The sequence below is a fragment of the Arthrobacter sp. MOO21 genome (genome assembly GCF_057369995.2).
This window is the reverse complement of record NZ_CM170671.2, coordinates 794,916-817,824: the sequence shown is the minus strand read 5'-3', so window position 1 is coordinate 817,824 and position 22,909 is coordinate 794,916. Positions and strand designations below refer to the sequence as shown.

The window sequence follows — 22,909 nt, the reverse complement described above, 5'->3', positions numbered from 1 at the left end:
AGGGAGCCGCAGGGCAGCGTGCCATGGCGGGCTGCTATATGTGGAAAACCCTGCCGCCGCCTTCGGCGTCCTGCCCGTCGTCCACGGCCGCCGCAGCAGCGGAATCCCGGCCGGGCGCCGGCAGTGCCTCCTCCCGCCGGGGAAGGCTTACCACCAAAGTCGCGCCGCCGCCGTCGGTCTTCTCCACCCGCACCGATCCGCCGTGGGATCCCACGATCGCCGCGACGATGGCGAGCCCGAGGCCGCTGCCGCCCGTCTCGCGCGTGCGGGAGGTGTCGGCCCGGTAGAAACGTTCGAAGACCTTGGACGCGTCCTCCTGCGAAATTCCGGGCCCGTGGTCCCGGACCTCGATCACGGAGCGCGCCGCATCGTCAGCCTGCCGGACGCCGACCGCCAACTCGATCGGGCTGCCTTCGGGGGTGTAGCGCAAGGCATTGCCGACGAGGTTGCCCACCACCTGGCGCAGTTTGGCTTCGTCACCCAGCACCGGGGCGGGCGCGGCCGGTCCGCCGTCGAGTCCGGTCAGCGAGATCACCCGGGAACGGTCGCTGGCCTGGGTGTCCACCACCGCGTCATGGGCAATCAGCTGGAGGTCCACCGGTTTTTGCTGCAGCGGCCGCTGTTCATCGAGCCGGGCGAGCAGGAGCAGGTCCTCAACCATCGAACCCATGCGCTTGGCTTCGCTTTCGATCCGGCCCATGGCAGTGGCCACGTCCTCGTCCGTGGTCAGCGCGCCGTGGCGGTAGAGTTCCGAGAATCCGCGGATGGTCACCAAGGGAGTCCGCAGCTCGTGGGACGCGTCGGCGGCGAAGCGCCGCATCCTCGATTCCGAAGCGGTGCGGGCGGCGAAGGCCGTCTCGATGTGGGCCAGCATGGCATTCAGCGAGCTGCTGAGCCGGCCGAGTTCGGTCGCCGGATTCTCCAATTCCACGCGGCGTGACAGGTCCCCGGCGGCGATGGCGGCGGCAGTCTTTTCCACCCGGGCCAACGGTCGGAAGGCGCGGGAAACGGTCCAGCTCGCAATGAGCGACGCCAGCAACAGCGTCAGCAGCCCCACCCCGGTGACCACCAGGGTGGCATGCTGGAGGACGTCGTCAACGCTCTCCAGGGACAAGCCGATGACCACGACGGCGGTACTCTGGCCGTTCTGGACCGTCACCGCCACCACCCGCCAGTTTTCGCCGTCAGTTCCGCGGACCTGGTAGGGGACCGCGCCGCGTGCCTGGGCCTGGTCCACGCTGATGGAGCTGATATCGGGATGGATGTCCGGGTCCCCGCCGAACGGATACGGTTCCTCGCCGGGGGCGAAGAGGATCAGGGAATAGTCGGTGGGTACGGTCGGGTTGGGTGCCTGCAGCTGCGTGAATGAGCGCTGCTTCTTGGCCGATTCCACCGCGGCATTGAGCTTGTCATCCACCTGGGCCTGCAGGTAGCTGTGCAGCAGCGTCAGCGTCCCGGCGCCGGTGACCGTCAGGGCCACAATCAGCAGCGCCATGATCATGGCCACCAGCTGCGACCGGAGCGAGGCCGCCTTCCACCGCTTGAGCAAGGTCAGCGCTTTTCTGCCGTCCGGAGCACGTAGCCGACGCCCCGCTTGGTCTGGATCAGGGCAGGGGCGGCCGGATCGATGTCCACCTTCCGCCGCAGGTAGGAAATGTAGGACTCCACGATGGAAGCGTCGCCGTTGAAGTTGTACTCCCAGACGTGGTCCAGGATCTGGGACTTGGACAGGACGCGGTTGGGGTTGAGCATGAGGTAGCGCAGGAGCTTGAACTCAGTGGGGGACAGCTCGATGACGGTGCCGCCGCGGCGCACCTCGTGGGCGTCGTCGTCGAGCTCCAGGTCATCCACCCGGATGATGGCGTCATCGTCATCCAGCAGGGGCTGCGTCCTCCGCAGCACGGCGCGGATCCGCGCCACCACTTCATCGAGGCTGAACGGCTTGGTGACGTAGTCGTCGCCGCCAACGGTGAGGCCGGTGACCTTGTCCTCGGTGTCGTCCTTGGCAGTCAGGAAGAGGACGGGGAAGTGCTTGCCGGCGGCCCGGAGCCGCCGCGTGACCGTAAAGCCGTCCATGTCAGGAAGCATGACGTCCAGCACGGCCAGGTCCGGAGTATGCGTATCGGCGGCAGCCAGGGCGTCGCGGCCGTTGGCGGCGGAGACGACTTCAAAGCCGGCGAACCGCAGGGAGGTGGAGAGCAGCTCACGGATATTGGGTTCGTCGTCCACGACGAGGAGCTTTGCTTCGGGGCCGTTCTTCTTCATGTTCCCATCATGCTCCCAGACACTGGGAGTTGTCTGGATGTCGGTTGGGAGCTTGGTGGGGGTTACCAGCCGGTGGTACCCGCTTCACCCTTGAAGGGCCCCGTAATCCTGTCGGTGATCCAGCCGCCGTAGAATCCCCCGGCCTGGGCCCGGACCCGTTCGCCGTCCACCTCGCAGTAGTCCATCCTGCCGGGGTAGACAGCCACCCGGTCCACCAGGGCTTCGAACCCGGCTGCCGGCTCGGGGTAGCGCCAGGCGGCCCCCTCCGCAGCCACGCCACCGCCCCGGACCGTCAGGTACCGTGCAGCGCCCTTGTACTCGCAGAAGCTGCTGCCCGGTGCCGGTTCCAGGGCACCGGGGCTGAATGCCTCCAGGGGAAGGTAGTACACCGGGGGATGGCTGGTCTCCAGCACGCGCACGGAGTCGGTGGTGTCCACGATGACTTCGCCGCCCAGGACAATGCGGATCCGCTCGGTGGAGGGTTCCACCCGGGGTGGGCGGGGGTAGTCCCACACCGATTCCTGGCCGGGACCTGGGGTGACGGGGATGATTCGTGCCCTCATGGCGTACGCGTGCCGGCAGCCCTACGCCGCCGGCACGTCCTTGGCGTCCATGATCCGGTAGGCGTAGCCCTGCTCGGCCAGGAAGCGCTGGCGCTTGGCCGCGAAGTCCTGGTCCAGCGTGTCGCGCGCCACCAGCGAGTAGAAGCGGGCCGCCCTGCCGTCCTTCTTGGGGCGCAGCAAGCGGCCCAGCCGCTGCGCCTCCTCCTGCCGCGACCCGAAGGATCCGGACACCTGGATGGCCACCGATGCCTCGGGCAGGTCGATGGAGAAGTTTGCCACCTTGGACACCACCAGGGTCTGGATGTCGCCGGCCCGGAAGGCGTCGAAGAGCTTTTGGCGCTCCTTGACGGATGTCTCGCCCTTGATCACCGGCGCCTGCAGGCGTTCGCCGAGCTCGTCCAGCTGGTCGATGTACTGGCCAATCACCAGCAGCTGTTCGCCGGCATGCTGGGCCACGAGCTGTTCGACCACCAGTGTCTTGGACTCGGAGGAGGCGCACAGCCGGTATTTGTCCGCATCCTCGGCCATGGCATAGGCCACCCGTTCGTCCTTGGGGAGGTCCACGCGCACTTCGACGCAGTCGGCCGGGGCGATGTAGCCCTGGGCTTCGATGTCCTTCCATGGGGCGTCGTAGCGCTTGGGCCCGATCAGGCTGAACACTTCGCCTTCCCGGCCGTCCTCCCGGACCAGGGTGGCGGTCAGGCCGAGCCGGCGGCGGGCCTGCAGGTCCGCGGTCATGCGGAAGATCGGAGCGGGAAGCAGGTGGACCTCGTCGTAGATGATCAGCCCCCAGTCGTGGCCGTCCACCAGTTCCAGGTGCGGGTAGATGCCGCCGCGCCTGGTGGTGAGGACCTGGTAGGTGGCGATGGTGACGGGGCGGACCTCCTTGAGCGCACCGGAGTACTCACCCACCTCGTCCGCGGTGAGGGAGGTCCGCCGGAGCAGTTCGTCCTTCCACTGCCGGGCGGCCACGGTGTTGGTGACCAGGATCAGCGTGGTGGTGGAACCGGTGGCCATGGCCGCGGCCCCCACGAGGGTCTTGCCGGCCCCGCAGGGCAGCACCACCACTCCGCTGCCGCCCGCCCAGAAGTTTTCGCTGGCCAGGCGCTGGTATGGGCGCAGTTCCCAGCCGTCCTCGTTGAGGGAAATCAGGTGCGGGGTGCCGTCCACATAGCCCGCCAGGTCCTCCGCCGGCCAGCCGAGCTTGAGCAGCAACTGCTTGAGCTGGCCCCGTTGGGACGCGTGCACCACCACGGTCTCGCCGTCGATCCGCGGCCCGAGCAGCGGGGCGATCTTCTTGGCGCGGATGACTTCCTCCAGCACGGGGTAGTCGTCCGTCCGCATGACCAGGCCGTGGCGCGGGTCCTTTTCAAGGCGCAGCCGGCCATAGCGGGACATGGTCTCCTCGACGTCGATCAGCAGGGAGTGCGGAACGGGGAAGCGGGAGTACTTCAGCAGGGCGTCCAGGACCTTCTCGGCGTCCAGGCCGGCGGCGCGTGCGTTCCACAGGCCCAGCGGGGTCAGCCGGTAACTGTGCACATGTTCAGGCGCCCGTTCCAGCTCGGCAAACGGCGCGATGGCGTGCCGCGCCTCCGTGGCCAGTTCATGGTCCACTTCGAGGAGGATGGTTTTATCGCTTTGGACGATCAGGGGTCCGTCGTTCACGCGGGGGAATCCTTTACTGGCGCAGTTCCTCTGCGGCCTCGATATCGATGATGCGGTGGACGGACAGGACGCGCTCGGTCTCCCTGGCGGGGTCGAACACGCGGACCCGGCCACCGCTGACAGATAGCGGAACAACGACTTCCAGGGTGGCATTCCCCTGGCTGTCCACCACGTTCATGCTGATGCGCTGTTTCAGCCGGATCGCGCGCTGCAGCGCCTCCAGTCCCAGCTGGGTGGCCGCCTCACCACCGGGTGCTGCCGGGTGGTGTCCGACGGCGTCGGCTGCCCTGCGCAGGACGTCCAGCTGGGCGTCCACCTCCTCAGCTCCGGGCGCCATCCGCGGCGCCGTATAGACCGGGCGGAGCGTGTCCTGGGGAGCGGAAGGCCGCCGGCCGTGGACGGCCGGTTCCGCGCCGTCCACGGCCGGCGAGAGTCCCAGCTTCCGCAGGGCAGCGGCTGTTTCCCGCGGCGCCGCCGACGACGCCAACACCGTGGGCGCAAGCCGGACCAGGCCGAGTTCTGCGGCCTTCGGGCCGCTCAGCAACTCCTGCAGCGCCGCCTCGTCCTCACTCTGGATAAAGCTGGCCATCTGCCCCACACGCAGCCTGCCGTGCCGGGAGGCGGTGTCCTCCACGAGGTATTCGAGTGGCTGGGGCACGGCCGTGGCTGAGTGCCCGCGCAGGAACTCCAGCAGGGCTGCGGCATCGTCGCCGGCGTCAAGCGCCCGCTTGATCGATGCGCTGGAGAACCGGTAGATGGTGGCCGGGCCCTGCCCTTCGGCGTCCGCCATCACCAGGAGCTTCCCGGTCAGTTCCGGCGCCAGGTAGCCGGGCGCCACGGCGGTGAGGTCCGCCTGCAGCAGCACATGGTTCAAGGCAGCCGGCAGGTGCTCGCCAAGGATGGCCAGCGCGTCGTCCGGACGGTCCTCGGCGAGGGCGGTGCCCAGCTGGCTCAGCGCCCCCGAGCCCACAAGCCCCAGCATCCCGGCCTCGACGAGGACGCCGCGGATCAGGGAGCTGAACCGCCTGGCCATGCGCGGCTGGGACCACTCGGCACGCTGCAGGACCGCTGCCGCGTCGAGCACCGGCGCTGCGCCGTCGGCGGCGGAGGCCTCGGTGGTGAGCTCATGCAGGATCTCAAGGATGCGCTTGCGGACCACAGGGGCGTCCGGACGTTGCGCGCCCGCTGACAAGGCCGGAATGGTGCTGCCGGAAGCGGAACGTGCGGCCTGGGCGCCGGGGGAGGCATTCACCGGCTGCCCCACCAGCGACGGGACGCGCTCGCTGGCAAGCCAGGCGTTGACCAGCCACAGCCATTGTTCCTGGCGAGGGAGGTGGAGCCACTCCAGCTCCGGAGGCTGGACCCAGGATGAGGAATCGACGTCCAGCCGGATCAGCCCGGCGAGGCCCGCGAGTTCCAGCAGCAGCCCGGCCATTCCCTGGTCGATCCGGAGCAGCTCCGACAGGCGGCGCAGCTCCCGTACTCCCACCCCGCCGCTGCGCAACGTTGCCAGCGGCTGCTCCCGGACGGCATGCAGCAGTTCGGCTATGAGCCGGAGGGTTTCGGAGATCGCGCTCAGGGCGGCGTTCCTGCGCAGCGCCGCCGTGGTCCAGCCGAGCTCCGGGACCGGGGGAGCGAGGGTGAAATCGTTAATGATGGCGCCGCCGCGCAGGGCAAGCCCAACGCTGTGCGGAAGTTCAACATGCGCGGCGTCCAGCGGGACGAGCAGTCCGCGGGCAAGGAGCCAGTCAATGGGCCCGACGTCGGACCCCTCCGCGGTGACGGACGCCTTGCGTTGCGCCTGGGGGACGGCACCCATGGCCCAGTTCCGGAACCGGGCGAGCAACGCCGTCGTCCGTTCCGGGGCGTTGGCGAGGATGGACTGCAGGGCCTCCGGCGAGGAAGTCCAGTGCTGCAGAGCCAGGGCTGCCTCCATGGGCGTGGTGGCGTCATGAATGGACATGCCGCCCGCGTGCAGCTCCGAGACGATCTGCACGGCCCGCTGGGCGAACGCCGGCTGCAGGCGGACCAGCTCCGTGTAGCTGCGGCCGAGGCCGGCAGGGTAGATCCCCACAACGTCCTTCAGGCACCCAACCGGCAGGTAATAGCTGCCTTCTCCCGCCGAAGGCGTGCCATTCGGGGGAGCGGCGGGGTGTACCAGCGCCAGCTCCTGCAGGGACCCGAGGAGCTGTTCAATGGTGGCCAGGGACGAGCCCTTGATCAGCCTGCACAGCCCTTCCGCTGACGCGCTGTGCCCGGTGTCCGTGTTCGTGCACAGGTGAAGGGTTTCCAGGACCTGCATCTGTGGCCGGTTGAGCCGCTCCAGCGCCCGCTGCACGCTGACCCGGGAACTGGCCCGGGCAGCCAGTGCCGGGAAGTCCGGGACGGCGGGGGAGATCAGGTCCGGCCGCGCGTCGAAGAGCGCCCGCAACGAATCGTCGCTGCGTGCCTCCAGGTCCTTGCCAAGCGCGCGTATAAGGGACATCAGTCCAACGTTACCGCCGCTGTGGCTTTCCCGCCCGGCGCCGGGCGGCAACGCCGTCCAGGACCAACAGGAGCATCAGGACGAAGGCCGCGGGCAGGCCGTAAAGCGCGCCGTAGGTGACCCAGGTGGGGGCCACTGCCCCGGCGAAGGCATAAGCCATGACCGCTCCCACGGCTGCCAGGGAAAGCACGGCAATAACGGCGGCGAGGATGGTCAGGGGCCGCCGGTATCGTGAGAGAGTCATGGACGTAACGGTACCGCGCAAGGCGAGCGAAGGCTGAACTGCTGGGTTGACGTTGAGCTGTGCAGACAACACTGTGCCGATAACGCTGAACGGGGCGGCTGGAAGCGTGATTGGCCCGCCCGGCAGGTAACCTTGAAAGATACAGACCAACACGGTTTGAAGTTGCCATACCTTGAACCCGCACAACAGGGCGGACGCGGTGGCAGCCGGCCGTGCCTCATGACAGCAGAACGAAGAAGGTTGATTACGTGCCTACCGGCAAGGTCAAGTGGTATGACAAGGACAAGGGCTTTGGGTTCCTCGCGGGCGAGGACGGCCAGGAGGTATTCCTGCCCAAGTCGTCGCTGCCCGAGGGCGTAACGGAGCTCAAGGCCGGCACCCGCGTCGAGTTCGGCGTGGCCGACGGCCGCAAGGGCGCCCAGGCCCTGGGGCTGCGGGTCCTGGACAAGACGCCGTCCATCGCCAAGGCCAAGCGTCCCAGCGCCAAGGACCTCGCACCGCTGGTCCAGGACCTGGTGACCGTCCTGGACAACCTGTCCGGGACCCTGTCCAAGGGCAAGTACCCGGACGGGAACAAAGGCAAGGCAATCGCGGCCGCCCTTCGCAAGGTTGCCGACGAGCTGGACGTTTAGCCGCCCATGGACCCCGAAGCTGAACAGCCGGGCACACCCGTGCAGGAGCAGGCTGCCAAGACTCCGGCGAAGGCTCCGGCCAAGCGCAAGGCCGGCGTGCCCGTTTGGCGGACCGGAAAGCCTGATGCCTTCCTGGCCGCCGCCGTCGACGCCGCCCGCAGCGCGATCGAAGGCATCACGCCGCCGGCCACGATTGGTCCGCACCTCGCCGCGAAAAGCGAAGGCGACCGCCTGGTGACGCACCTGTTCGAGTCGCGGCTGCCCGGATACGTGGGCTGGCAGTGGTACGCGGTGCTGACCCGCAACTCCCGCTCCAAGGCGGTGACGGTGAGCGAGCTGGGGCTGCTGCCGTCCGAGGATTCGATCCTGGCCCCGGAATGGGTGCCGTGGGCGGAACGTGTCCGGCCCGAGGATGCGCAGGAACCGGAGCAGGAACAGGGATCAGACGTCCGCGGCGCAGGGGAAGCCGCAGCACCACCTGCGGGCGAGGCTGCCCCCGCTGCGGAAGATGCCCCGGCTGTTGACGGTAGCGGTGAGCTGACGGGCGACGACGGCCCGCAGCCGGAAGCCTAGGTGCCCCTGACCCAGGGCGATACAAAACGGCGCCGTCCGGGAGGACCCGGGCGGCGCCGTCGTGCGTCAATGCTGGACTACTTGCGCAGTTCGCCCACCACGAAGTCGATGCTGGACAGCAGCGCTGAAACGTCGTCGGGGTCGATGGCAACGAAGGTGGCAATGCGCAGCTGGTTGCGGCCCAGCTTGCGGTAGGGCTCCGTGTCCACGATGCCGTTGGCGCGCAGTACCTTGGCCACCGCGGCGGCGTCCACGGACTCGTCGAAGTCGATGGTGGCGATGACGTTGGAGCGCTCGTCCGGGTTGGAGACGAACGGCGTCGCGAACTCCGAGGCCTCTGCCCAGGTGTAGATCCGGCCCGCGGAGTCGGCCGTGCGGGCAGCAGCGAAGTCCAGGCCGCCATTGGAGTTCAGCCACTGCACCTGGGCGTCCAAGGTGACCAGGGTGGACAGCGACGGGGTGTTGTAGGTCTGGTTCAGCCGGGAATTGTCGATGGCGGTCTGCAGGTCCAGGAAATCCGGGATCCAGCGGCCACTCTCCTTGATCCGCGCGGCACGCTCAATGGCGGCGGGGGAGAAGAGTCCCAGCCAGAGGCCGCCGTCGGACGCGAAGTTCTTCTGCGGAGCGAAGTAATAGACGTCACTCTCGCTGACGTCCACATCCAGGCCGCCGGCTGCCGACGTGGCGTCGACGAGCACCAGCGAGCCTTCGTCCGCACCGGCAACGCGTTTGACCGGGGCGGAAACACCGGTGGACGTTTCGTTCTGCGGCCAGGCGTAGACGTCCACCCCGGCTTCGGCCTGCGCAGCGGGCCGGGTGCCGGGATCCGACGTGATGATGGAGGACGCATCCAGGAACGGCGCCTTGTTCGTGGCAGAGGCGAACTTCGATCCGAACTCGCCAAAGGAGAGGTGCTGGGCCTTCTTCCCTACCAGGCCAAAGCTTGCGACATCCCAGAACGCTGTGGACCCACCGACGCCGAGGACTACTTCATACCCCTCGGGCGCGCGGAAGAACTGGCTCAGGCCCTCGCGGACGGAGCCGACCAGGTTCTTGACCGGGGCCTGCCGGTGCGAGGTGCCGAGGATGGTCTTGGATATTGCGGCCAGGGCATCGATCTGTTCCTGCCGGACCTTTGACGGGCCGGCCCCGAAACGCCCATCCTTGGGCAGGAGGTCGGCGGGAATCGTGATGCTGGTTTCGCTCACAGGTGCTCCAATTCGGCGGTGACATAGCTTCAGTCCGGATATCGGACCGGACAGGTGGTGGCAGCCGGCCACCGGGTGGCAGCACAGGCCCTTCCCATTCTGCCTGAACAGCCGTAGGGGCGGGAGCCGGGGCTGTCATAGTCCAGCCAATGAGACGTACCGGAACGGCTATTCGGACAAAGTCAAAATAGGCTAAGCTTTCCTCCGGACCACGCCGCGGGAAGAGGCGATACGGTGGGACAACGCAAGGTACTGTGCTCGAGGAGCTGAACTGGATGACGGATCTGATTGACACTACGGAGATGTACCTCCGGACCATCCTGGAACTCGAGGAAGAAAACATCGTCGCCCTCCGGGCCCGCATTGCCGAGCGGCTGCGCCACTCCGGGCCCACCGTCTCCCAGACCATTGGCCGGATGGAACGCGACGGCCTCGTGGTGGTGTCCGGCGACCGGCACCTGGAACTCACCGAGACGGGGCGCAAGCGCGCCACCGAGGTCATGCGCAAGCACCGGCTGGCTGAGCGGTTGCTGGCCGACGTCATCGGCCTGGACTGGGCCTACGTCCACGATGAAGCGTGCCGGTGGGAGCACGTGATGAGCGAGCGGGTGGAGCGCCGCATCTACGAAATGCTGGACCACCCCACGGAATCGCCCTATGGGAATCCCATCCCCGGACTTGCTGAACTGGGCGGACCGCCGGCTCCCGGTTTTGCGGACGGCGCCATCAGCCTGCTCGAGGCCATGAAGAGCTACGGCCCCTCCTCCGGAGTGACCATCAGCCGGCTGGCAGAACCCATCCAGGTGGAACCGGAACTGCTGGCGCAGCTCGACGAAGGCGGAATCCGGCCCGGCGCCGTTGTGGCCCTGGAGCGCGTGGGCGACTACATCTCTGTGCGTGTGCCGGGGATCGACGGTGCACTGGAACTGCCGCCGGAAGTGGCAGCACACGTCTTTGTTGCCCTCCAGTAGGGGTGCTGCGGGAAGGCTGCGCTTACCCCACCGGGCTGCGCCCATGCAAAGATAACGGAATTGTTACTTAGGGACTTAAGGCCCTATAGTTGAACCGAGCGTTGATACTTAAGCGTTACCTGATCCGGAGCCGAGCTCTGCCAGCGGATCAGGAGCACGAGTCGTAACTGGCAGAGGCGGGGGAACCACAACCGGCAGCGGGGGACTGCCTTGGGGTGAAGTCCGTCAGCAGCAAGCCTCTCCAGTGAAGGATCCTCCGGGGATACCTCTGTGCGGAAGCTTGCTTACGGCGGACCGGGTCTTTGAACTCTCTGACCCGAATCCGACAGCTAACTCCGCAGGCTTACCCAGAGAGGAACCCCACTTGACCATGCAGACCTCCCGGGGCCGCCGCCGTGCGTCCGGCCCCGCTTCGACACCCCGGGTCGTCGAGGTTGCCGCCGCGGAGCGCCCCCGCGATCCGCACCGCGACGCGCGCCGCCGCCGTGGACCCTTCCGGCAGGTTACGGAGTTTGCGGCCGCCAGTGGAATAGGCCAGAAGGCGGGCATCGCCCTTGCTGCCAGCGGTATCGCGCTGACAGTCGCCATGCCTGCCACCAGTCCCGTCATGGCCACCGACGGCGCGGGGGGCAAGCCTGTGGCAGCTTCCGCCGTCAGCCCGCAGCCCCAGATTTCCGCCGATATCGGCGCCCAGGTCGACTTCAGCCGCTCCGCCGTCGTCACCCAGGCCGATCCCGACGGGAAGCTCAAGCAGCTGCTCAGTGCCCAATCCGCCGGCTCGGTCAGCCGCGCCGCCTCGGCGGGCACACTTGCCGCCCCCCTGGCCTCCCTGGCCACCGCCTCGCCGTTTGGATACCGGGTGAGCCCCATCACGGGTGGCTCCGGAGATTTCCACCGTGGACAGGACTTCGTGGCGCAGTGCGGGACCTCCGTCCTTGCAGCTGCCACGGGCACCGTAACCTTCGCCGGCTGGCACGAGTTCGGGGGTGGAAACCGGGTGGTCATTGACCATGGCAACGGCCTGGAGACCACCTACAACCACCTCTCGTCCTTCAACGTGAAGGTGGGGCAGACCGTCTCCCGCGGCGAGGTTGTCGCCTTGAGCGGAACCACGGGCGCTTCGACTGGTTGCCATTTGCATTTTGAGGTGCAGGTCAACGGCGAAGTGGTCGATCCGATGGGCTGGCTCTAGGAAAATGACCGTCTGCTCTCAGTTTCAGGTAACGGGTCGTGACCTGAATGTGACATTCAGTCAAAACTGCTGTACCGTCTAACTCGCGTCAACTTTTCCGAAGTTGACGCTCTTGAGTGGATTGCCTAACTCTGCCACCGCTCAAGGTCCGTTCGCATTTCATCGTCTGGCAGGGGCGGGGGAACCAATTTTGGCCTTCATTTTCGAAGGCCTTGGGGTTAAGTCACGAGCTTCGCAGGAAGCAGTGTGACCGGGTGACTCCCATCCGAATCCGACAGCTCACCTCGCAGGCATTGGGAGAGGCTACCTTCGTGTCTTCACGCCACACTTCTGCGCGCCACCGTGCGCAAACGGTTCGCAATAACCCCCTGGACGCCGTGTCCAAGGCCGTTAGTGCCAACGCCGGGACCGTAGGCCGCCAGGCTGCCGTTGTGGCAGCTGCCTCCGGCCTCATCCTGAGCATGGGACTGCCGGCCACCGCAGCGGACACCACCGCTGGTGTCTCCGCCTCCACTGAGTCCGGCTCTGCGCAGACCGCCCTGGCTGTCACCGCTGCGCCCACTGCCACGGTTTCCTTCGAGCGTCCCGTGGTCAAGACCACCGCCGCTCCCAAGGTGGAAACCATCCGGACCCAGTCCACCGCGGCAGACCGCACCGCCGGCCAGGATGGCTCCGTAGCCGGGAAGGCAGCGGAGGCCGTTTCGTCGGCAGCAACCTCCGGCATCGCAGCCATTGCCTACACCGGCATCGGCCACTCGTACGTCTGGGGCGGCACCAGCCCCGTGACCGGCTGGGACTGCTCCGGCTTCACCCAGTGGGTCTATGCACAGGCCGGCATCAGCATCCCCCGCACGAACGCGTGGACCGCGATGAAGCCGACGTCCACCCCGAAGCCTGGTGACCTTGTCATGCAGAACGGTGGTGCGCACGTAGGCATCTACGTCGGCAACGGCATGATGATCAGCGCCCTGAACCCCTCGCAGGGAACTTTGCTGCACGCCGTAGCGGCTACCGGCTCCTCTTCCTTCTTCACCCTGAACTAGTTCTTCGACCCCCGGGTCCTAGGGCTTTTTCTTTGCCCCCAAGCTTTTCGCTCAACAACATATCCCCGTTCGGGATGCGCCGGCGTACCCCCAAGATGCCGGCGCGTCCACACCCCTCGGACAAGCCACCGCGGTCCTGAGGAAAAACGAAAGAGAGAACTGATGACGACTCGTGCTACCGCACGGCACCGCGCCGAGGTCACCAAAACCAATTCGATCGCTGTCATTGCCAAGGCTGTCAGCGACAACGCCGGCGGCATGGGCCGCCAGGCTGCGGTCATCGCCGCCGCATCCGGCCTGGTCCTGACCAGCGGCATCGCGGCAAACGCTGCCGACGCCAACGTCAAGCGCGATTCGGCCCCCGCATCTGCACTGGAAGTTGAATCCGTCGTCGACGCGCCGATCTCGGCCGCCTCCACGATCGCCATCAGCTACGAAAAGCCTGCCGTGACCACCACGCCTGCTCCCGTGGCCGAACCCGAACCCGAGCCCCAGGTGAAGGTCCAGGAAGCAGCGCCTGCCCCGGCCGCCCCGAAGGTCACTGCCAAGACGGCTTCCACTGCTGTTGCCCCCGCTTCCCAGGCGTCCGCCAGCGGCAAGGGCGCGGCCATCCTGTCCGCCGCCTACGCCCAGCTCGGCGTCACGCAGGACTGCACCATGCTGGTCACCAACTCCCTGGCCGCCGTCGGCATCCACTTCCACGACTGGCCTGCCGGCTACCTGTCCCTGGGCCGCACCGTGAGTGCATCCGAAGCCCAGCCCGGCGACCTCATCTACTACGCCGACGGCGGCGCAGGCATGGCGCACATCGCCGTGTACGCCGGCAACGGCATGGCAGTCCACGGCGGCTACAACGGCAACCAGACCGTCGTCTTCAGTGCGAACGTTGGATCCGGCCCGGTCTTCATCCGCGTCAGCTAGGCTTTCCGTTCGTCCGGCCACCACCGGACGCCGCGTGCCCAAGGACCTCCGCCGCAAGGCGGGGGTCCTTGGAGTTTAAGTGGAGTTTAAGTACTGCCGTTCCGCCGGGCACCGGTGCAGGACGCAGCCCTTCCCGCGCCTGGATGTGGCGCCGATTACCTGATATTGCATTTCTCTGTTTACTCTTGTGGTGTCGATCCATAGCCCGGACATGCCGAGGGCAGCCGGCCCTCGTGCCCCTGACGGGTGCGGCCGTGAAGAGGTACGTGCATGCGCACTCTCGTTCTGAATGCTGGATATGAACCGCTGGCGGTTGTTACGTTCCGCCGGGCACTGGTGCTTGTGCTTACGGGCAAGGCGAGCGTGGTAGCCGAAGGGGACGACCCCGTCGTGGGCCCCACAGACGTCCTGGGCCGCCCGTCCGTGATCCTCCTCAACCGCTACATCCGGCCCCGGTACAACCACTCCACGGCCGTGAGCCGCCGGGGGGTGCTGCGCCGGGACGGACACAAATGCGCCTACTGCGGAAAAGCGGCGCACACCATCGACCATGTCCACCCAAAGTCCCGCGGCGGCGCAGATTCCTGGGAAAACCTGGTGGCGGCGTGCCTGCGATGCAACAACGTCAAGGGCGACCACACCCCCTCCGAGATGGGCTGGACGCTCCGGTTTGTCCCGGAACCGCCGCATGGAACCATCTGGCAGATCAAGGAGCTGGAGAAGCCGACGCCGGCCTGGGATCCCTTCCTGCTGCCTGAACGTGCTGCCTGATCGCGCTGCTTGAACGTGCTGCCTGAACGTGCTGCCTGATCGCGCTGCTTGAACGCCCCGCCTGAACGCGCTGCCTCCCTCTCCCTTCTGCCGAGTCCGTGGCGGTGGCTACAGTGGGGGAGTGGAAGAAAGCCGCTGTGACTTTGATGCCGTAATCCTGGCCGGCGGCCGGTCCTCGCGCTTGGGCGGAGTGCCCAAGCAGGCGCTCGTCTTCCAGGGCTCGTCCCTCTTGGAGCGGTCCCTCGCCGCGGCGGCCGGCGCGGGCCGCATCGTCGTGGTGGGTGACACTGCGGCCGTTCCGGCCGGAACCTTGCCGGCCGGCCTGCTGAGGTGCCGTGAAGAACCCGCCTTTGCCGGCCCTGCCGCTGCGATTGCCGCCGGCCTGGACGCCTTGTCTGAAGCCGGAGCCACTGCCCCCTACACCTTGGTCCTCGCCTGCGACATGCCGCTGGTGTCCGAAGCCGTCACAGTGCTGCACGCCGCCCTGCTGGCAGCCCCCGGCACGCCAGGAGTCATGGCGTCCGGCCCGGATGGAAGGGCCCAGCCACTTGCGGGTTTTTATAGTACGCATGGGTTAAGAAAGGCCGCCGAAGAGATGGGCGCCCGCGGCAGGCTGGTCAACGGTTCCGTGCGGGCGCTTCTTGCTAGTCTGGACGTGCAGCTTGTCACAGTCCGCGCCGGTGCCACCGCCGACATCGATACCTGGCAAGATGCTGCCGCACTGGGGATCGCTGCCGGGACCGGGGCGGAGGCCACAACCGGCGCGGGCGGAGCTAACGTGGGAGGCAATTCGTGAAAAGCCAGGACGAAACACTGGAAGAGTGGTGCAGGGCCCTGCTCCAGGCGTACAAGCTGGAGGACGTCCAAGTGGATATCAACGCCGTCCTTGCCCTCGCCGGCGTTGCCGCCCATTCCGTGGTCCGGCCCGCCGCGCCCCTTACCACTTATATCGCCGGTTTTGCCGCCGGGCAGGCGGCGGCCTCCAAGGGCGAAGCGGACACCGCCTCCACGGAGGCGATCCTGGCCGTGGCCCGTTCCCTCGCCGCCGACTATGATGCTGAATCCGCCGGGACTCCCGGCGGATGACGGAGGTACCCCACAGCGAAGCGGGGACGACGCAGGGCACAACCGAACCACAGCACGCCCCCCACCATCTTGCCCACACCTGGGCAGAGGCCCGGCAGGCAGCCTTTGATGCAGCCACGCCCATTCCACCCGGGCCGGTTCCCCTGCGGCTTGCCCTCGGACGAAGGCTGGCACGGGACATCGTGGCCCTGCAGGACATGCCGCACTACGCCTCCTCCGCCATGGACGGCTGGGCCGTCAACGGAAGCGGCCCCTGGATTCCCGTGGACCCCGGAACGCGCCTTGCGCCGCACCAGGCAAGTCCCATCGCGACCGGGGGGCTTATTCCTTCCGGAGCCAAAGCTGTGCTCCGCACGGAGAGTGCCCTGATGGGTGAGGACGATGAAGGACTGCCCCTCCTGATGACCGGAGGCAGCGCCCGGCCCGGGGAGCCGCGCGCGGGGGAGCACATCCGCAAGGCAGGGGAGGAAGCCCTGGAGGGCGACGTCCTGGTCAAGGCTGGTGTTGACCTCAACCCTGCCCACCTGGCACTGGCAGCCGTGGCGGGATACGACGACCTGTACGTCGAGGGCAAGCCGGTGGTGCGACTGGTGTTCACAGGCTCGGAAGTCGTGGAAGAGGGGACCCCGGCCCCCGGACAGGTCCGGGACACGTTCGGCCCGCAGCTTCCGGACGTCGTGGGGATGCTGGGCGGAATCCCCGGCGGCATGCAGAGGATCGGCGATTCCTACCCCGAGTGGCTCGCCGCCCTCGAAGACGTGGTGCCCGAGGCGCCGGATGCACCCGGCCAGCCAGCCGACGTCGTCATCACTACGGGCGGAACCGGGCGCTCCGGAACGGACCATCTCAGGCGCGCCGTGGCTGAGTTGGGCGGGCGGCTGCTCATCGACGGCGTGGCGATGCGGCCCGGCCACCCGGCGGTTCTGGCCGAGCTGCCGGATGGCCGCTTCGTGCTGGGCCTGCCCGGCAATCCGCTGGCTGCCATGATGGCGCTGTCCACGGTCGGGGCTCCGCTGCTCGCCGCGCTGGGACACGCCGCCATGCCGGCGGTGCAGGAGGTGCCCTGCGGAACGATGATCGAGCCCGACCCCGGACGCACGCGGCTGATGCCGTTCCGGCTGCTGTTCGGGATGGCATCTCCGGCCCAGCACACCGGACCCGGCATGATGCGCGGACTGGCGTCTGCCGACGGCGTCCTGGTGGTGCCTCCGCACGGAGTGCAGCTGGGTGAGCCCGTCCCGGCCTTCGCGCTCCCCTGGGGGCCGCCAATTCCGCCGCCGGAGGCTCCAGGCAAGCAGAAACCCCGAAGCGGGGGCAGGGCCGCCCAGCCCAAGACCAAGCCGGCGCCCGCCGGGCCCGTGGACTGGAGCGCGCTCCTCGGATGAGGTGCCCCTGTTGGTGCCATGATGGAGTTATGAACAGGCAGGGTGGAACATGGGACGCGTAACCCAGCGCCGGAAGGTGCACAAGTATGTCCTGGACGGTTCGCCCAGCGCCCTGGAGTACCCGGTCCGGCACCGGGAGGACGTCCTGGCGGTCGAGGAGCCGCTCGAAATCCGGCTGGGCAGGCTCTCCTATTCAGTGACCATGCGGACCCCTGGGGACGACTTCGACCTGGTGGCGGGGTTCCTGGTGTCCGAGGGCGTCATCTGGGCGCCCGAACAGCTGGTGTCACTGCGGTTCTGCGCGGGCGAGGATGAGAACGGCGTCCAGACGTTCAACGTGGTGGAGGCCCAACTGCGGCCGGACGTCCCGCTCCCCGACACCGGGCGCAACGTCTACACGTCCAGTTCCTGCGGAATCTGCGGAACCGACTCCATTGAAGCGGTCCGGAAGTCCTCCCACTACAGTCCACGGGCGGACCCCCTGGCGGTCGACGCCGGGGTCCTTGCATCCCTGCCGGAACTGCTGCGCGAATCCCAGCGGCTCTTTGACGACACGGGAGGAGTGCACGCAGCCGGCCTGTTCAGGATCGAGGACGACGGCGGAGCGAGCCTCCTGTGCCTGCGCGAGGACGTGGGGCGGCACAACGCCGTGGACAAGGTAGTGGGGTGGGCCTTGCGCGAGGGGCTGCTCCCGCTGGCCGGGACTGTCCTCCAGGTTTCCGGCAGGGCGTCCTTCGAACTGGTCCAGAAAGCCTCCCTGGCGGGAATCCCCGTGCTGTCAGCCGTCAGCGCCCCATCCAGCCTCGCCGTGGAACTTGCCGAGGCGAACGGGCTGACCCTGGCAGGCTTCAGCCGGGGAACCAGCTTCAATGTCTATGCAGGCGTGGACCGGGTGCTCCGGCCTGTGGCAGCTGCCCGCGGCGCCTGAAAACGGCTGCAGCCTCTTTCGGCTGCGGGGGTGGTTTATCAAACTACTAACGGGTAGATTTTTGTCCATCGAATGGACACGATGATCCAGTCTCAAGCGTTGAAGAGGACCCACATTGCACGACGACCGCCGGATCACGGAAGTCCGCCTGCAGAGGTTTGTGCGCGAGCGCCTTACCCCTGCCATCTACAGCAGGACCATGCCCCTTGCCCTGAGCAGCTGGGATGCGCCGGACGAACCCGTCCCCGCGCTGGAAGCCATGAGGCAGGAATTCCAGCCGCAGGAGCACGGGGCTGCCTGGGGAAAGCCATGGGGCACCAAGTGGCTGCACCTGCAAGGGGAAGTACCTGAGTCCTGGGGCACCGAGCCGGACACCACCCTTGAGGTGGTGGTGGACCTGGGCTTCACCATTGAAGCCCCCGGCTTCCAGTGCGAGGGCATTGCCTGGCGGCCGGACGGAACCATCATCAAGGCCATCTCGCCCAGGAACCAGTACATCCCCGTGAAGCTGCTAGGTGGCGGCATGGCCGTGGACTTCTACGTCGAGGCGGCTGCCAACCCTGACATGGCGCAGGGCTGGACCTTCGCTGCCACCCCGCTGGGAGACAAATCCACGGCGGGGGATGCGCCGCAGTACCGGCTGGGAACCATCGCCATCGCCGAGCTGAACCAGACCGTCTGGGACCTCCAGCAGGACGTCTGGACGCTGGCGGGACTCATGGAACAGCTCCCCGTGGAGCTTCCCCGCCGCCACGAAATCCTCCGGTCCCTCGAACGCATGATGGACGTGATGGACCCTGACGACGTCGCGGGCACCGCAGCGGCAGGCCGGGAAGCGCTCGCCGAAGTCCTGTCCCGGCCGGCATATGCATCTGCGCACCAGCTGGTGGCCACGGGGCACGCGCACATCGACTCCGCCTGGCTCTGGCCGGTCCGGGAGACGATCCGCAAGTGCGCCAGGACATTCTCGAATGTCGTGTCACTGATGGATGAAAACCCCGGCTTCATCTTCTCCTGCTCCTCTGCGCAGCAGTTCGCCTGGATCAAGGAGTTCTACCCGGAGCTTTTCAGCCGGATCCGGGAAAAGGTCCGGGCCGGCCAGTTCGTTCCCGTGGGCGGCATGTGGGTCGAATCCGATACCAACATGCCCGGTGGCGAGGCCATGGCCCGGCAGTTCGTGGAGGGCAAGGGCTTCTTCCTGTCCGAGTTCGGTGTCGAATGCCGGGAGGCATGGCTGCCGGACTCGTTCGGTTACTCCGCCGCCCTGCCGCAGATCGTCAAGGCCGCGGGCAGCCGCTGGTTCCTGACACAGAAGATCTCCTGGAACCAGACCAACCGGATGCCGCACCACACCTTCAACTGGGAGGGCATCGACGGCACCCGCCTGTTCACGCACTTCCCCCCGGTGGACACCTACAATTCCGACCTCAGCGCCCGGGACCTGGCCCACGCCGAACGGAATTACCGCGACCACGGGCGCGGCAGCGTGTCGCTGGTGCCCTTTGGCTACGGCGACGGTGGCGGCGGTCCCACCCGCGAGATGCTGGCCGCCGCTGCCCGCGCCGCGGACCTGGAAGGATCACCCAAGGTCCGGATCGGCTCCCCGGAGAGCTTCTTCCGCCAGGCCGAGGAAGACTATCGTGCGCTTCCGGTCTGGGTGGGTGAGATGTACCTGGAGCTGCACCGTGGCACCTACACCAGCCAGGCGCGGACCAAGAAGGGCAACCGGCGCAGCGAACACCTGCTGCGCGAAGCGGAGCTGTGGTGCACCACGGCCGCTGTCCGGTGCGGCGAGGCCTATCACTATCCTGCCGCGGAATTGAAGCGGCTCTGGCAGCTGGTGCTGCTGCAGCAGTTCCACGACATCCTTCCAGGCAGTGCCATTGCGTGGGTCCACCAGGACGCCGAACGCAACTACCAGGCCATCGAAACCGCACTCGAAGCCATCATCGGCCAGGCTGCGGCAGCACTGCTTGGCCCTGGTGACAGGCAATTCCTGCTCAACGCCGCGCCGCACGCACGCAACGGGGTTCCAGCCCTGGCGGCGGGGAAGCCCGGGGAACCGGCGAAGCCGGCATCGGGTACAGCGTCCGGCGGCGGCTATATCCTGGACAACGGCATCATCCGCGCCGTCCTGGATGCCGACGGCCTCCTCACCTCCCTGCGCGACCATGCCACCGGCCGGGAAGCCATCGCCCCCGGTCAACGGGGCAACCTGCTGGAGCTGCACCGCGACACGCCCAACGAATGGGACGCCTGGGATATTGACGAGTTCTACCGGCGCAATGTCACGCCCCTGGACCGGGCACAAACGGTCCGGTTGGAGCGCGAGGGCGGCAGCGCCGTCGTCGTGGTGGAACGCCTGGCCGGGACATCACCCCTGACCCAGCGCATCACGCTGGCGCCGGGAAGCCCTTCCCTGCACATCACCACGTCGGTGGACTGGCAGGAGCGCGAGAAGCTGCTCAAGCTCGGCTTCCCGCTGGACGTCAGGGCTGACCGGTCGGCGGCGGAAACCCAGTTCGGGCACGTCTTCCGCCCCACGCACACCAACACCTCCTGGGAGGCGGCGAAGTTCGAAATCTGCGCCCACCGGTGGATCCATGTGGGCGAACCAGGCTACGGCGTTGCCGTGTCCAACGCGTCCACGTACGGGCATGATGTTGCCAGGAGCATCAGGGATTCCGACGGCGGGACCACCACCACGGTGCGCCTGTCGCTGCTGCGGGCCCCCAAGTTCCCCGACCCGGAAGCGGACCGTGGACGCCATGAGCTTGCGGTGACCATCCGCCCGGGGGCGGACATCATGGACGCGGTGCAGGAGGGTTACCGGACCAACCTGGCGCCGCGGCTGGTCCGGGGTGGCTCGCCGGTGGAGGCACTGTTCTCGGTCTCCAGTCCTGCCGTGGTGGTTGAGGCCGTCAAGCTTGCCGAGGATGGTTCCGGTGACGTTGTGGTCCGGCTGTACGAGTCGCTGGGGCAGCGCTCCACAGCGAGGGTCTCGGCCCACTTCCCGGTACGGGGTGTCCTGGCGACGGACCTCCTGGAACGCCCGGTCGAGGCGCCCGGAGTGGCGGCGACGGAAGCAGGGGCGGAGCTGAACCTGCGGCCGTTCCAGCTGGTGACGCTGCGGTTTGCCCGCGGCTAGGCTGCCGTAAAGGGCCTTAAACAGGCTGAGTGGGGGCGGTCCCCAACGGCCGCCACCACTCATCCCCCCAATGAGTGCGAAGGCCCCCGGGGCGGCCAGCGTCCAAGAATTTATCCCCGTTCGAGAACCCTTGGCGGCCCCACCTTCACACTTTTATGATTGTTTCACATTCTAATGATTTTGTGAAAGCCGAAAAGGTTACATTTCGGTAGATGTCTTTCGTGCGGTGGAGGCCCGCCGGCTCTGCACCCTGGCGGCCCAGATCAGGGCCAGGCCCACCACGTAGCAAAGCACTGCCGTGTAGTTGATGACGAACTCAGCTGCTCCCAACTCGGGGGGAATCACAGGGAAGAGCAGCGAAAGGGTGACCGCCACGCCGCCCAGCGCGAGGAGCCCGGCGGCGATCCGCACCAAAACCGGCAGCCGGTCCTGTACGGCGCGCACCATGGCGGGCAGCAGTGCCAGGGCCACGAAGGCGGGGTAGGCCCGGCCGGCGGCGCCATAGTATTCGACGAGGGCGTAGTGTCGGTCATCCTTTCCGGAGACCGCAGACAGTCCCGCTGAAGAGCCCGTGGTGTCCATGGCGAGGAACACGGCGACCAGTACCACGGAGACGGCCAGCAGGACGGCCATCCCCGTCCGTCCCGTGATCAGCCGGTAGGCGGCATCCGCGCCGAACCCTTTGGACACCCTGACGCCCAGGAAAAAGATCGCCCCGAAAATGACGAAGCGCAGCAACAGGTTGGCGATGTTGGTGCCGCCGAGGGCCCGGTCGATGATGAGGTAGGGCTCCTGGATGCTGAGCAGGATGGCCAAGGTCATCAAGGCAAAGATTCCAAAGAGGGAGCGGTTTTCGCCGCGCAGCGCGCTGGGGATGCGGGCAGCCGCGATCAGGCCGCAGACCGCGAGCGTTGTCCATTGCAGGGTCTCGATCATCCCAGGTTCTCCCAAATCTTTTCCGTTTGCGCCTGGTCCTGCTCCTGCCAGGCGCAGCGTCTTGCCCAGTGCTTGAAGCCGGTCCCCGGCCAGGGTGGTCAGCTCTCCGTCGGACATGCTGTCCAACGCTGCCTGCCGGGCGTCCGGGGGCCAGCCGGCTTCCTCTTCCGTGATGACCCCGGTCGCCACCAGTCCGCTGGCCGGCGCCACCCCGGCAGCCAACGCGGTGGCTACCGCCAGTTCCGGAGAGAGCCGGTTGGCAGTCAATTGCGCGGAGTAGTTCTGCGGTGCAACACCGGTCGCTGCCGAGACACGGTGGCGGACCTCGCCGTCGTCAATCGCATCCACCCAGTTCTTGACCGAGGTGGCGTGCGGGGCCGGGCTGAGGACGAAGGGCGGGGCGCCCTTCCTTCCCGAGGGGTCCATCGCGGGACGAGCCAATACGGCGCGCAGGAGGTCGGCAGTGGAGATCTGGCTCACCAGTTCGGAGCTGGTGGGGGCCTGCGGGGGTCCGGCGAGGACGCTGTAGGCGTCGAAACCGGCCAGCGCCGTGACGGGATTGAGGTTGTAGGCCCGGCTGATGCTGACCACGGTGCCTACGGAGATTTTTCCCCGCACCAGCTGCTGGGCGAGCGTGGTGCGCTTGATGCCGGAGACCCTGCAGATGTCTGCAGTGCTGGCATCCGGGGCAATGCCTTGCAGCCAGCGCTGGAACGCCTTGGCGGTGAGGGTCATGAAATGCTCTCTGCATAAAGGGTGGTCGGAATCGATTTTACCGTGTTGTTGTACACGTCGTTTTGCCCATGCCCGGCGGTTCGTCTATAGTTGTTGGTCGAGCCCGTTGGTCCGTACACCCCCCAAGTCCGGACCAGCGGGTTCTTTCATGCCTGCAG

General features: G+C 67.3%; 20 protein-coding genes, 1 pseudogene and 2 riboswitches. Of the genes and pseudogenes, 12 read left to right on the top strand and 9 right to left on the bottom strand.

The features are described 5' to 3' along the window. Positions 1–34 precede the first annotated feature (34 nt). From AC2JAJ_RS03695 to AC2JAJ_RS03670, 6 genes are all read right to left on the bottom strand, one after another. Positions 35–1,549, bottom strand: a complete 1,515-nt coding sequence (locus tag AC2JAJ_RS03695) for a sensor histidine kinase (RefSeq protein WP_486414225.1) — start codon at positions 1,547–1,549, stop codon at positions 35–37. Between the two features lie 2 nt (positions 1,550–1,551). Then, positions 1,552–2,265, bottom strand: coding sequence for a response regulator transcription factor (locus tag AC2JAJ_RS03690; RefSeq protein ID WP_221387142.1), 714 nt, complete (start codon positions 2,263–2,265; stop codon positions 1,552–1,554). Positions 2,266–2,327: 62 nt separating this feature from the next. Beyond that, positions 2,328–2,828, bottom strand: a complete 501-nt coding sequence (locus AC2JAJ_RS03685; RefSeq protein WP_486414226.1) for a DUF427 domain-containing protein — start codon at positions 2,826–2,828, stop codon at positions 2,328–2,330. A gap of 21 nt (positions 2,829–2,849) precedes the next feature. Continuing rightward, complete coding sequence (locus AC2JAJ_RS03680) at positions 2,850–4,493, bottom strand: DNA repair helicase XPB (protein ID WP_486414227.1); 1,644 nt, start codon at positions 4,491–4,493, stop codon at positions 2,850–2,852. Positions 4,494–4,506: 13 nt separating this feature from the next. After that, positions 4,507–6,978, bottom strand: a complete 2,472-nt coding sequence (locus AC2JAJ_RS03675) for a helicase-associated domain-containing protein (protein WP_501053364.1) — start codon at positions 6,976–6,978, stop codon at positions 4,507–4,509. Positions 6,979–6,988: 10 nt separating this feature from the next. Further along, positions 6,989–7,222, bottom strand: a complete 234-nt coding sequence (locus AC2JAJ_RS03670; RefSeq protein WP_221387138.1) for a hypothetical protein — start codon at positions 7,220–7,222, stop codon at positions 6,989–6,991. A 248-nt stretch (positions 7,223–7,470) separates the two neighbouring features. Here AC2JAJ_RS03670 and AC2JAJ_RS03665 point away from each other — a divergent pair, with 248 nt between their 5' ends. Both AC2JAJ_RS03665 and AC2JAJ_RS03660 read left to right on the top strand, forming a co-directional pair. Continuing rightward, complete coding sequence (locus tag AC2JAJ_RS03665) at positions 7,471–7,854, top strand: cold-shock protein (RefSeq protein WP_018762148.1); 384 nt, start codon at positions 7,471–7,473, stop codon at positions 7,852–7,854. A gap of 6 nt (positions 7,855–7,860) precedes the next feature. Then, positions 7,861–8,427, top strand: coding sequence for a DUF3027 domain-containing protein (locus AC2JAJ_RS03660; RefSeq protein ID WP_486414229.1), 567 nt, complete (start codon positions 7,861–7,863; stop codon positions 8,425–8,427). 77 nt (positions 8,428–8,504) lie between these two features. Here the strand turns inward: AC2JAJ_RS03660 and serC are convergent, their stop codons facing one another. Beyond that, complete coding sequence (gene serC, locus AC2JAJ_RS03655; RefSeq protein WP_486414230.1) at positions 8,505–9,635, bottom strand: phosphoserine transaminase; 1,131 nt, start codon at positions 9,633–9,635, stop codon at positions 8,505–8,507. A 275-nt stretch (positions 9,636–9,910) separates the two neighbouring features. Here serC and AC2JAJ_RS03650 point away from each other — a divergent pair, with 275 nt between their 5' ends. From AC2JAJ_RS03650 to AC2JAJ_RS03605, 10 genes are all read left to right on the top strand, one after another. Further along, positions 9,911–10,606 carry an iron-dependent transcriptional repressor DtxR gene (locus AC2JAJ_RS03650; protein WP_221387135.1) on the top strand — a complete coding sequence of 232 codons (696 nt, stop codon included), beginning with the start codon at positions 9,911–9,913 and terminating at the stop codon, positions 10,604–10,606. A 149-nt stretch (positions 10,607–10,755) separates the two neighbouring features. Continuing rightward, a riboswitch (cyclic di-AMP (ydaO/yuaA leader) is annotated at positions 10,756–10,966 on the top strand. Between the two features lie 10 nt (positions 10,967–10,976). Further along, complete coding sequence (locus tag AC2JAJ_RS03645; RefSeq protein WP_221387200.1) at positions 10,977–11,798, top strand: M23 family metallopeptidase; 822 nt, start codon at positions 10,977–10,979, stop codon at positions 11,796–11,798. A gap of 128 nt (positions 11,799–11,926) precedes the next feature. Then, positions 11,927–12,105, top strand: a riboswitch (cyclic di-AMP (ydaO/yuaA leader). A 70-nt stretch (positions 12,106–12,175) separates the two neighbouring features. Then, a complete protein-coding gene (locus AC2JAJ_RS03640; protein ID WP_221387199.1) occupies positions 12,176–12,841 on the top strand; it encodes a C40 family peptidase in 666 nt (221 codons plus the stop codon). 162 nt (positions 12,842–13,003) lie between these two features. Continuing rightward, positions 13,004–13,762: an NlpC/P60 family protein gene (locus AC2JAJ_RS03635; RefSeq protein ID WP_473693856.1), complete on the top strand. Its 759-nt coding sequence runs from the start codon at positions 13,004–13,006 to the stop codon at positions 13,760–13,762. Between the two features lie 270 nt (positions 13,763–14,032). Beyond that, positions 14,033–14,533 carry an HNH endonuclease gene (locus AC2JAJ_RS03630; RefSeq protein WP_221387133.1) on the top strand — a complete coding sequence of 167 codons (501 nt, stop codon included), beginning with the start codon at positions 14,033–14,035 and terminating at the stop codon, positions 14,531–14,533. Between the two features lie 121 nt (positions 14,534–14,654). Beyond that, positions 14,655–15,329: a molybdenum cofactor guanylyltransferase gene (gene mobA, locus AC2JAJ_RS03625; protein ID WP_486414231.1), complete on the top strand. Its 675-nt coding sequence runs from the start codon at positions 14,655–14,657 to the stop codon at positions 15,327–15,329. Continuing rightward, a complete protein-coding gene (locus AC2JAJ_RS03620) occupies positions 15,326–15,619 on the top strand; it encodes a DUF6457 domain-containing protein (protein ID WP_221387131.1) in 294 nt (97 codons plus the stop codon). Before mobA ends, AC2JAJ_RS03620 begins: the two co-directional genes overlap by 4 nt. Beyond that, complete coding sequence (locus AC2JAJ_RS03615; protein ID WP_473693850.1) at positions 15,616–17,004, top strand: molybdopterin molybdotransferase MoeA; 1,389 nt, start codon at positions 15,616–15,618, stop codon at positions 17,002–17,004. The genes AC2JAJ_RS03620 and AC2JAJ_RS03615 overlap by 4 nt, the downstream gene beginning before the upstream one ends. Positions 17,005–17,053: 49 nt before the next feature. Beyond that, a complete protein-coding gene (fdhD, locus tag AC2JAJ_RS03610) occupies positions 17,054–17,932 on the top strand; it encodes a formate dehydrogenase accessory sulfurtransferase FdhD (protein ID WP_486414232.1) in 879 nt (292 codons plus the stop codon). Between the two features lie 115 nt (positions 17,933–18,047). After that, on the top strand, positions 18,048–21,080 hold the full coding sequence (locus AC2JAJ_RS03605) for a glycoside hydrolase family 38 N-terminal domain-containing protein (RefSeq protein WP_501053363.1): 3,033 nt from the start codon (positions 18,048–18,050) through the stop codon (positions 21,078–21,080). Positions 21,081–21,278: 198 nt separating this feature from the next. Here the strand turns inward: AC2JAJ_RS03605 and AC2JAJ_RS03600 are convergent, their stop codons facing one another. After that, positions 21,279–22,016 carry a hypothetical protein gene (locus AC2JAJ_RS03600; protein WP_473693844.1) on the bottom strand — a complete coding sequence of 246 codons (738 nt, stop codon included), beginning with the start codon at positions 22,014–22,016 and terminating at the stop codon, positions 21,279–21,281. Further along, a pseudogene (locus AC2JAJ_RS03595) lies at positions 22,013–22,751 on the bottom strand (hypothetical protein). Before AC2JAJ_RS03595 ends, AC2JAJ_RS03600 begins: the two are co-directional and overlap by 4 nt. Positions 22,752–22,909 lie beyond the last annotated feature (158 nt).

Bases quoted from the DNA above. Each gene is read 5' to 3' on its own strand.
- AC2JAJ_RS03690 (WP_221387142.1), bottom strand. From the start codon at position 2,265: ATGAAGAAGAACGGCCCCGAAGCAAAGCTCCTCGTCGTGGACGACGAA.
- AC2JAJ_RS03685 (WP_486414226.1), bottom strand. From the start codon at position 2,828: ATGAGGGCACGAATCATCCCCGTCACCCCAGGTCCCGGCCAGGAATCG.
- AC2JAJ_RS03675 (WP_501053364.1), bottom strand. From the start codon at position 6,978: ATGTCCCTTATACGCGCGCTTGGCAAGGACCTGGAGGCACGCAGCGAC.
- AC2JAJ_RS03670 (WP_221387138.1), bottom strand. From the start codon at position 7,222: ATGACTCTCTCACGATACCGGCGGCCCCTGACCATCCTCGCCGCCGTT.
- AC2JAJ_RS03660 (WP_486414229.1), top strand. From the start codon at position 7,861: ATGGACCCCGAAGCTGAACAGCCGGGCACACCCGTGCAGGAGCAGGCT.
- AC2JAJ_RS03650 (WP_221387135.1), top strand. From the start codon at position 9,911: ATGACGGATCTGATTGACACTACGGAGATGTACCTCCGGACCATCCTG.
- AC2JAJ_RS03645 (WP_221387200.1), top strand. From the start codon at position 10,977: ATGCAGACCTCCCGGGGCCGCCGCCGTGCGTCCGGCCCCGCTTCGACA.
- AC2JAJ_RS03635 (WP_473693856.1), top strand. From the start codon at position 13,004: ATGACGACTCGTGCTACCGCACGGCACCGCGCCGAGGTCACCAAAACC.
- AC2JAJ_RS03630 (WP_221387133.1), top strand. From the start codon at position 14,033: ATGCGCACTCTCGTTCTGAATGCTGGATATGAACCGCTGGCGGTTGTT.
- AC2JAJ_RS03615 (WP_473693850.1), top strand. From the start codon at position 15,616: ATGACGGAGGTACCCCACAGCGAAGCGGGGACGACGCAGGGCACAACC.
- fdhD (WP_486414232.1), top strand. From the start codon at position 17,054: ATGGGACGCGTAACCCAGCGCCGGAAGGTGCACAAGTATGTCCTGGAC.
- AC2JAJ_RS03600 (WP_473693844.1), bottom strand. From the start codon at position 22,016: ATGATCGAGACCCTGCAATGGACAACGCTCGCGGTCTGCGGCCTGATC.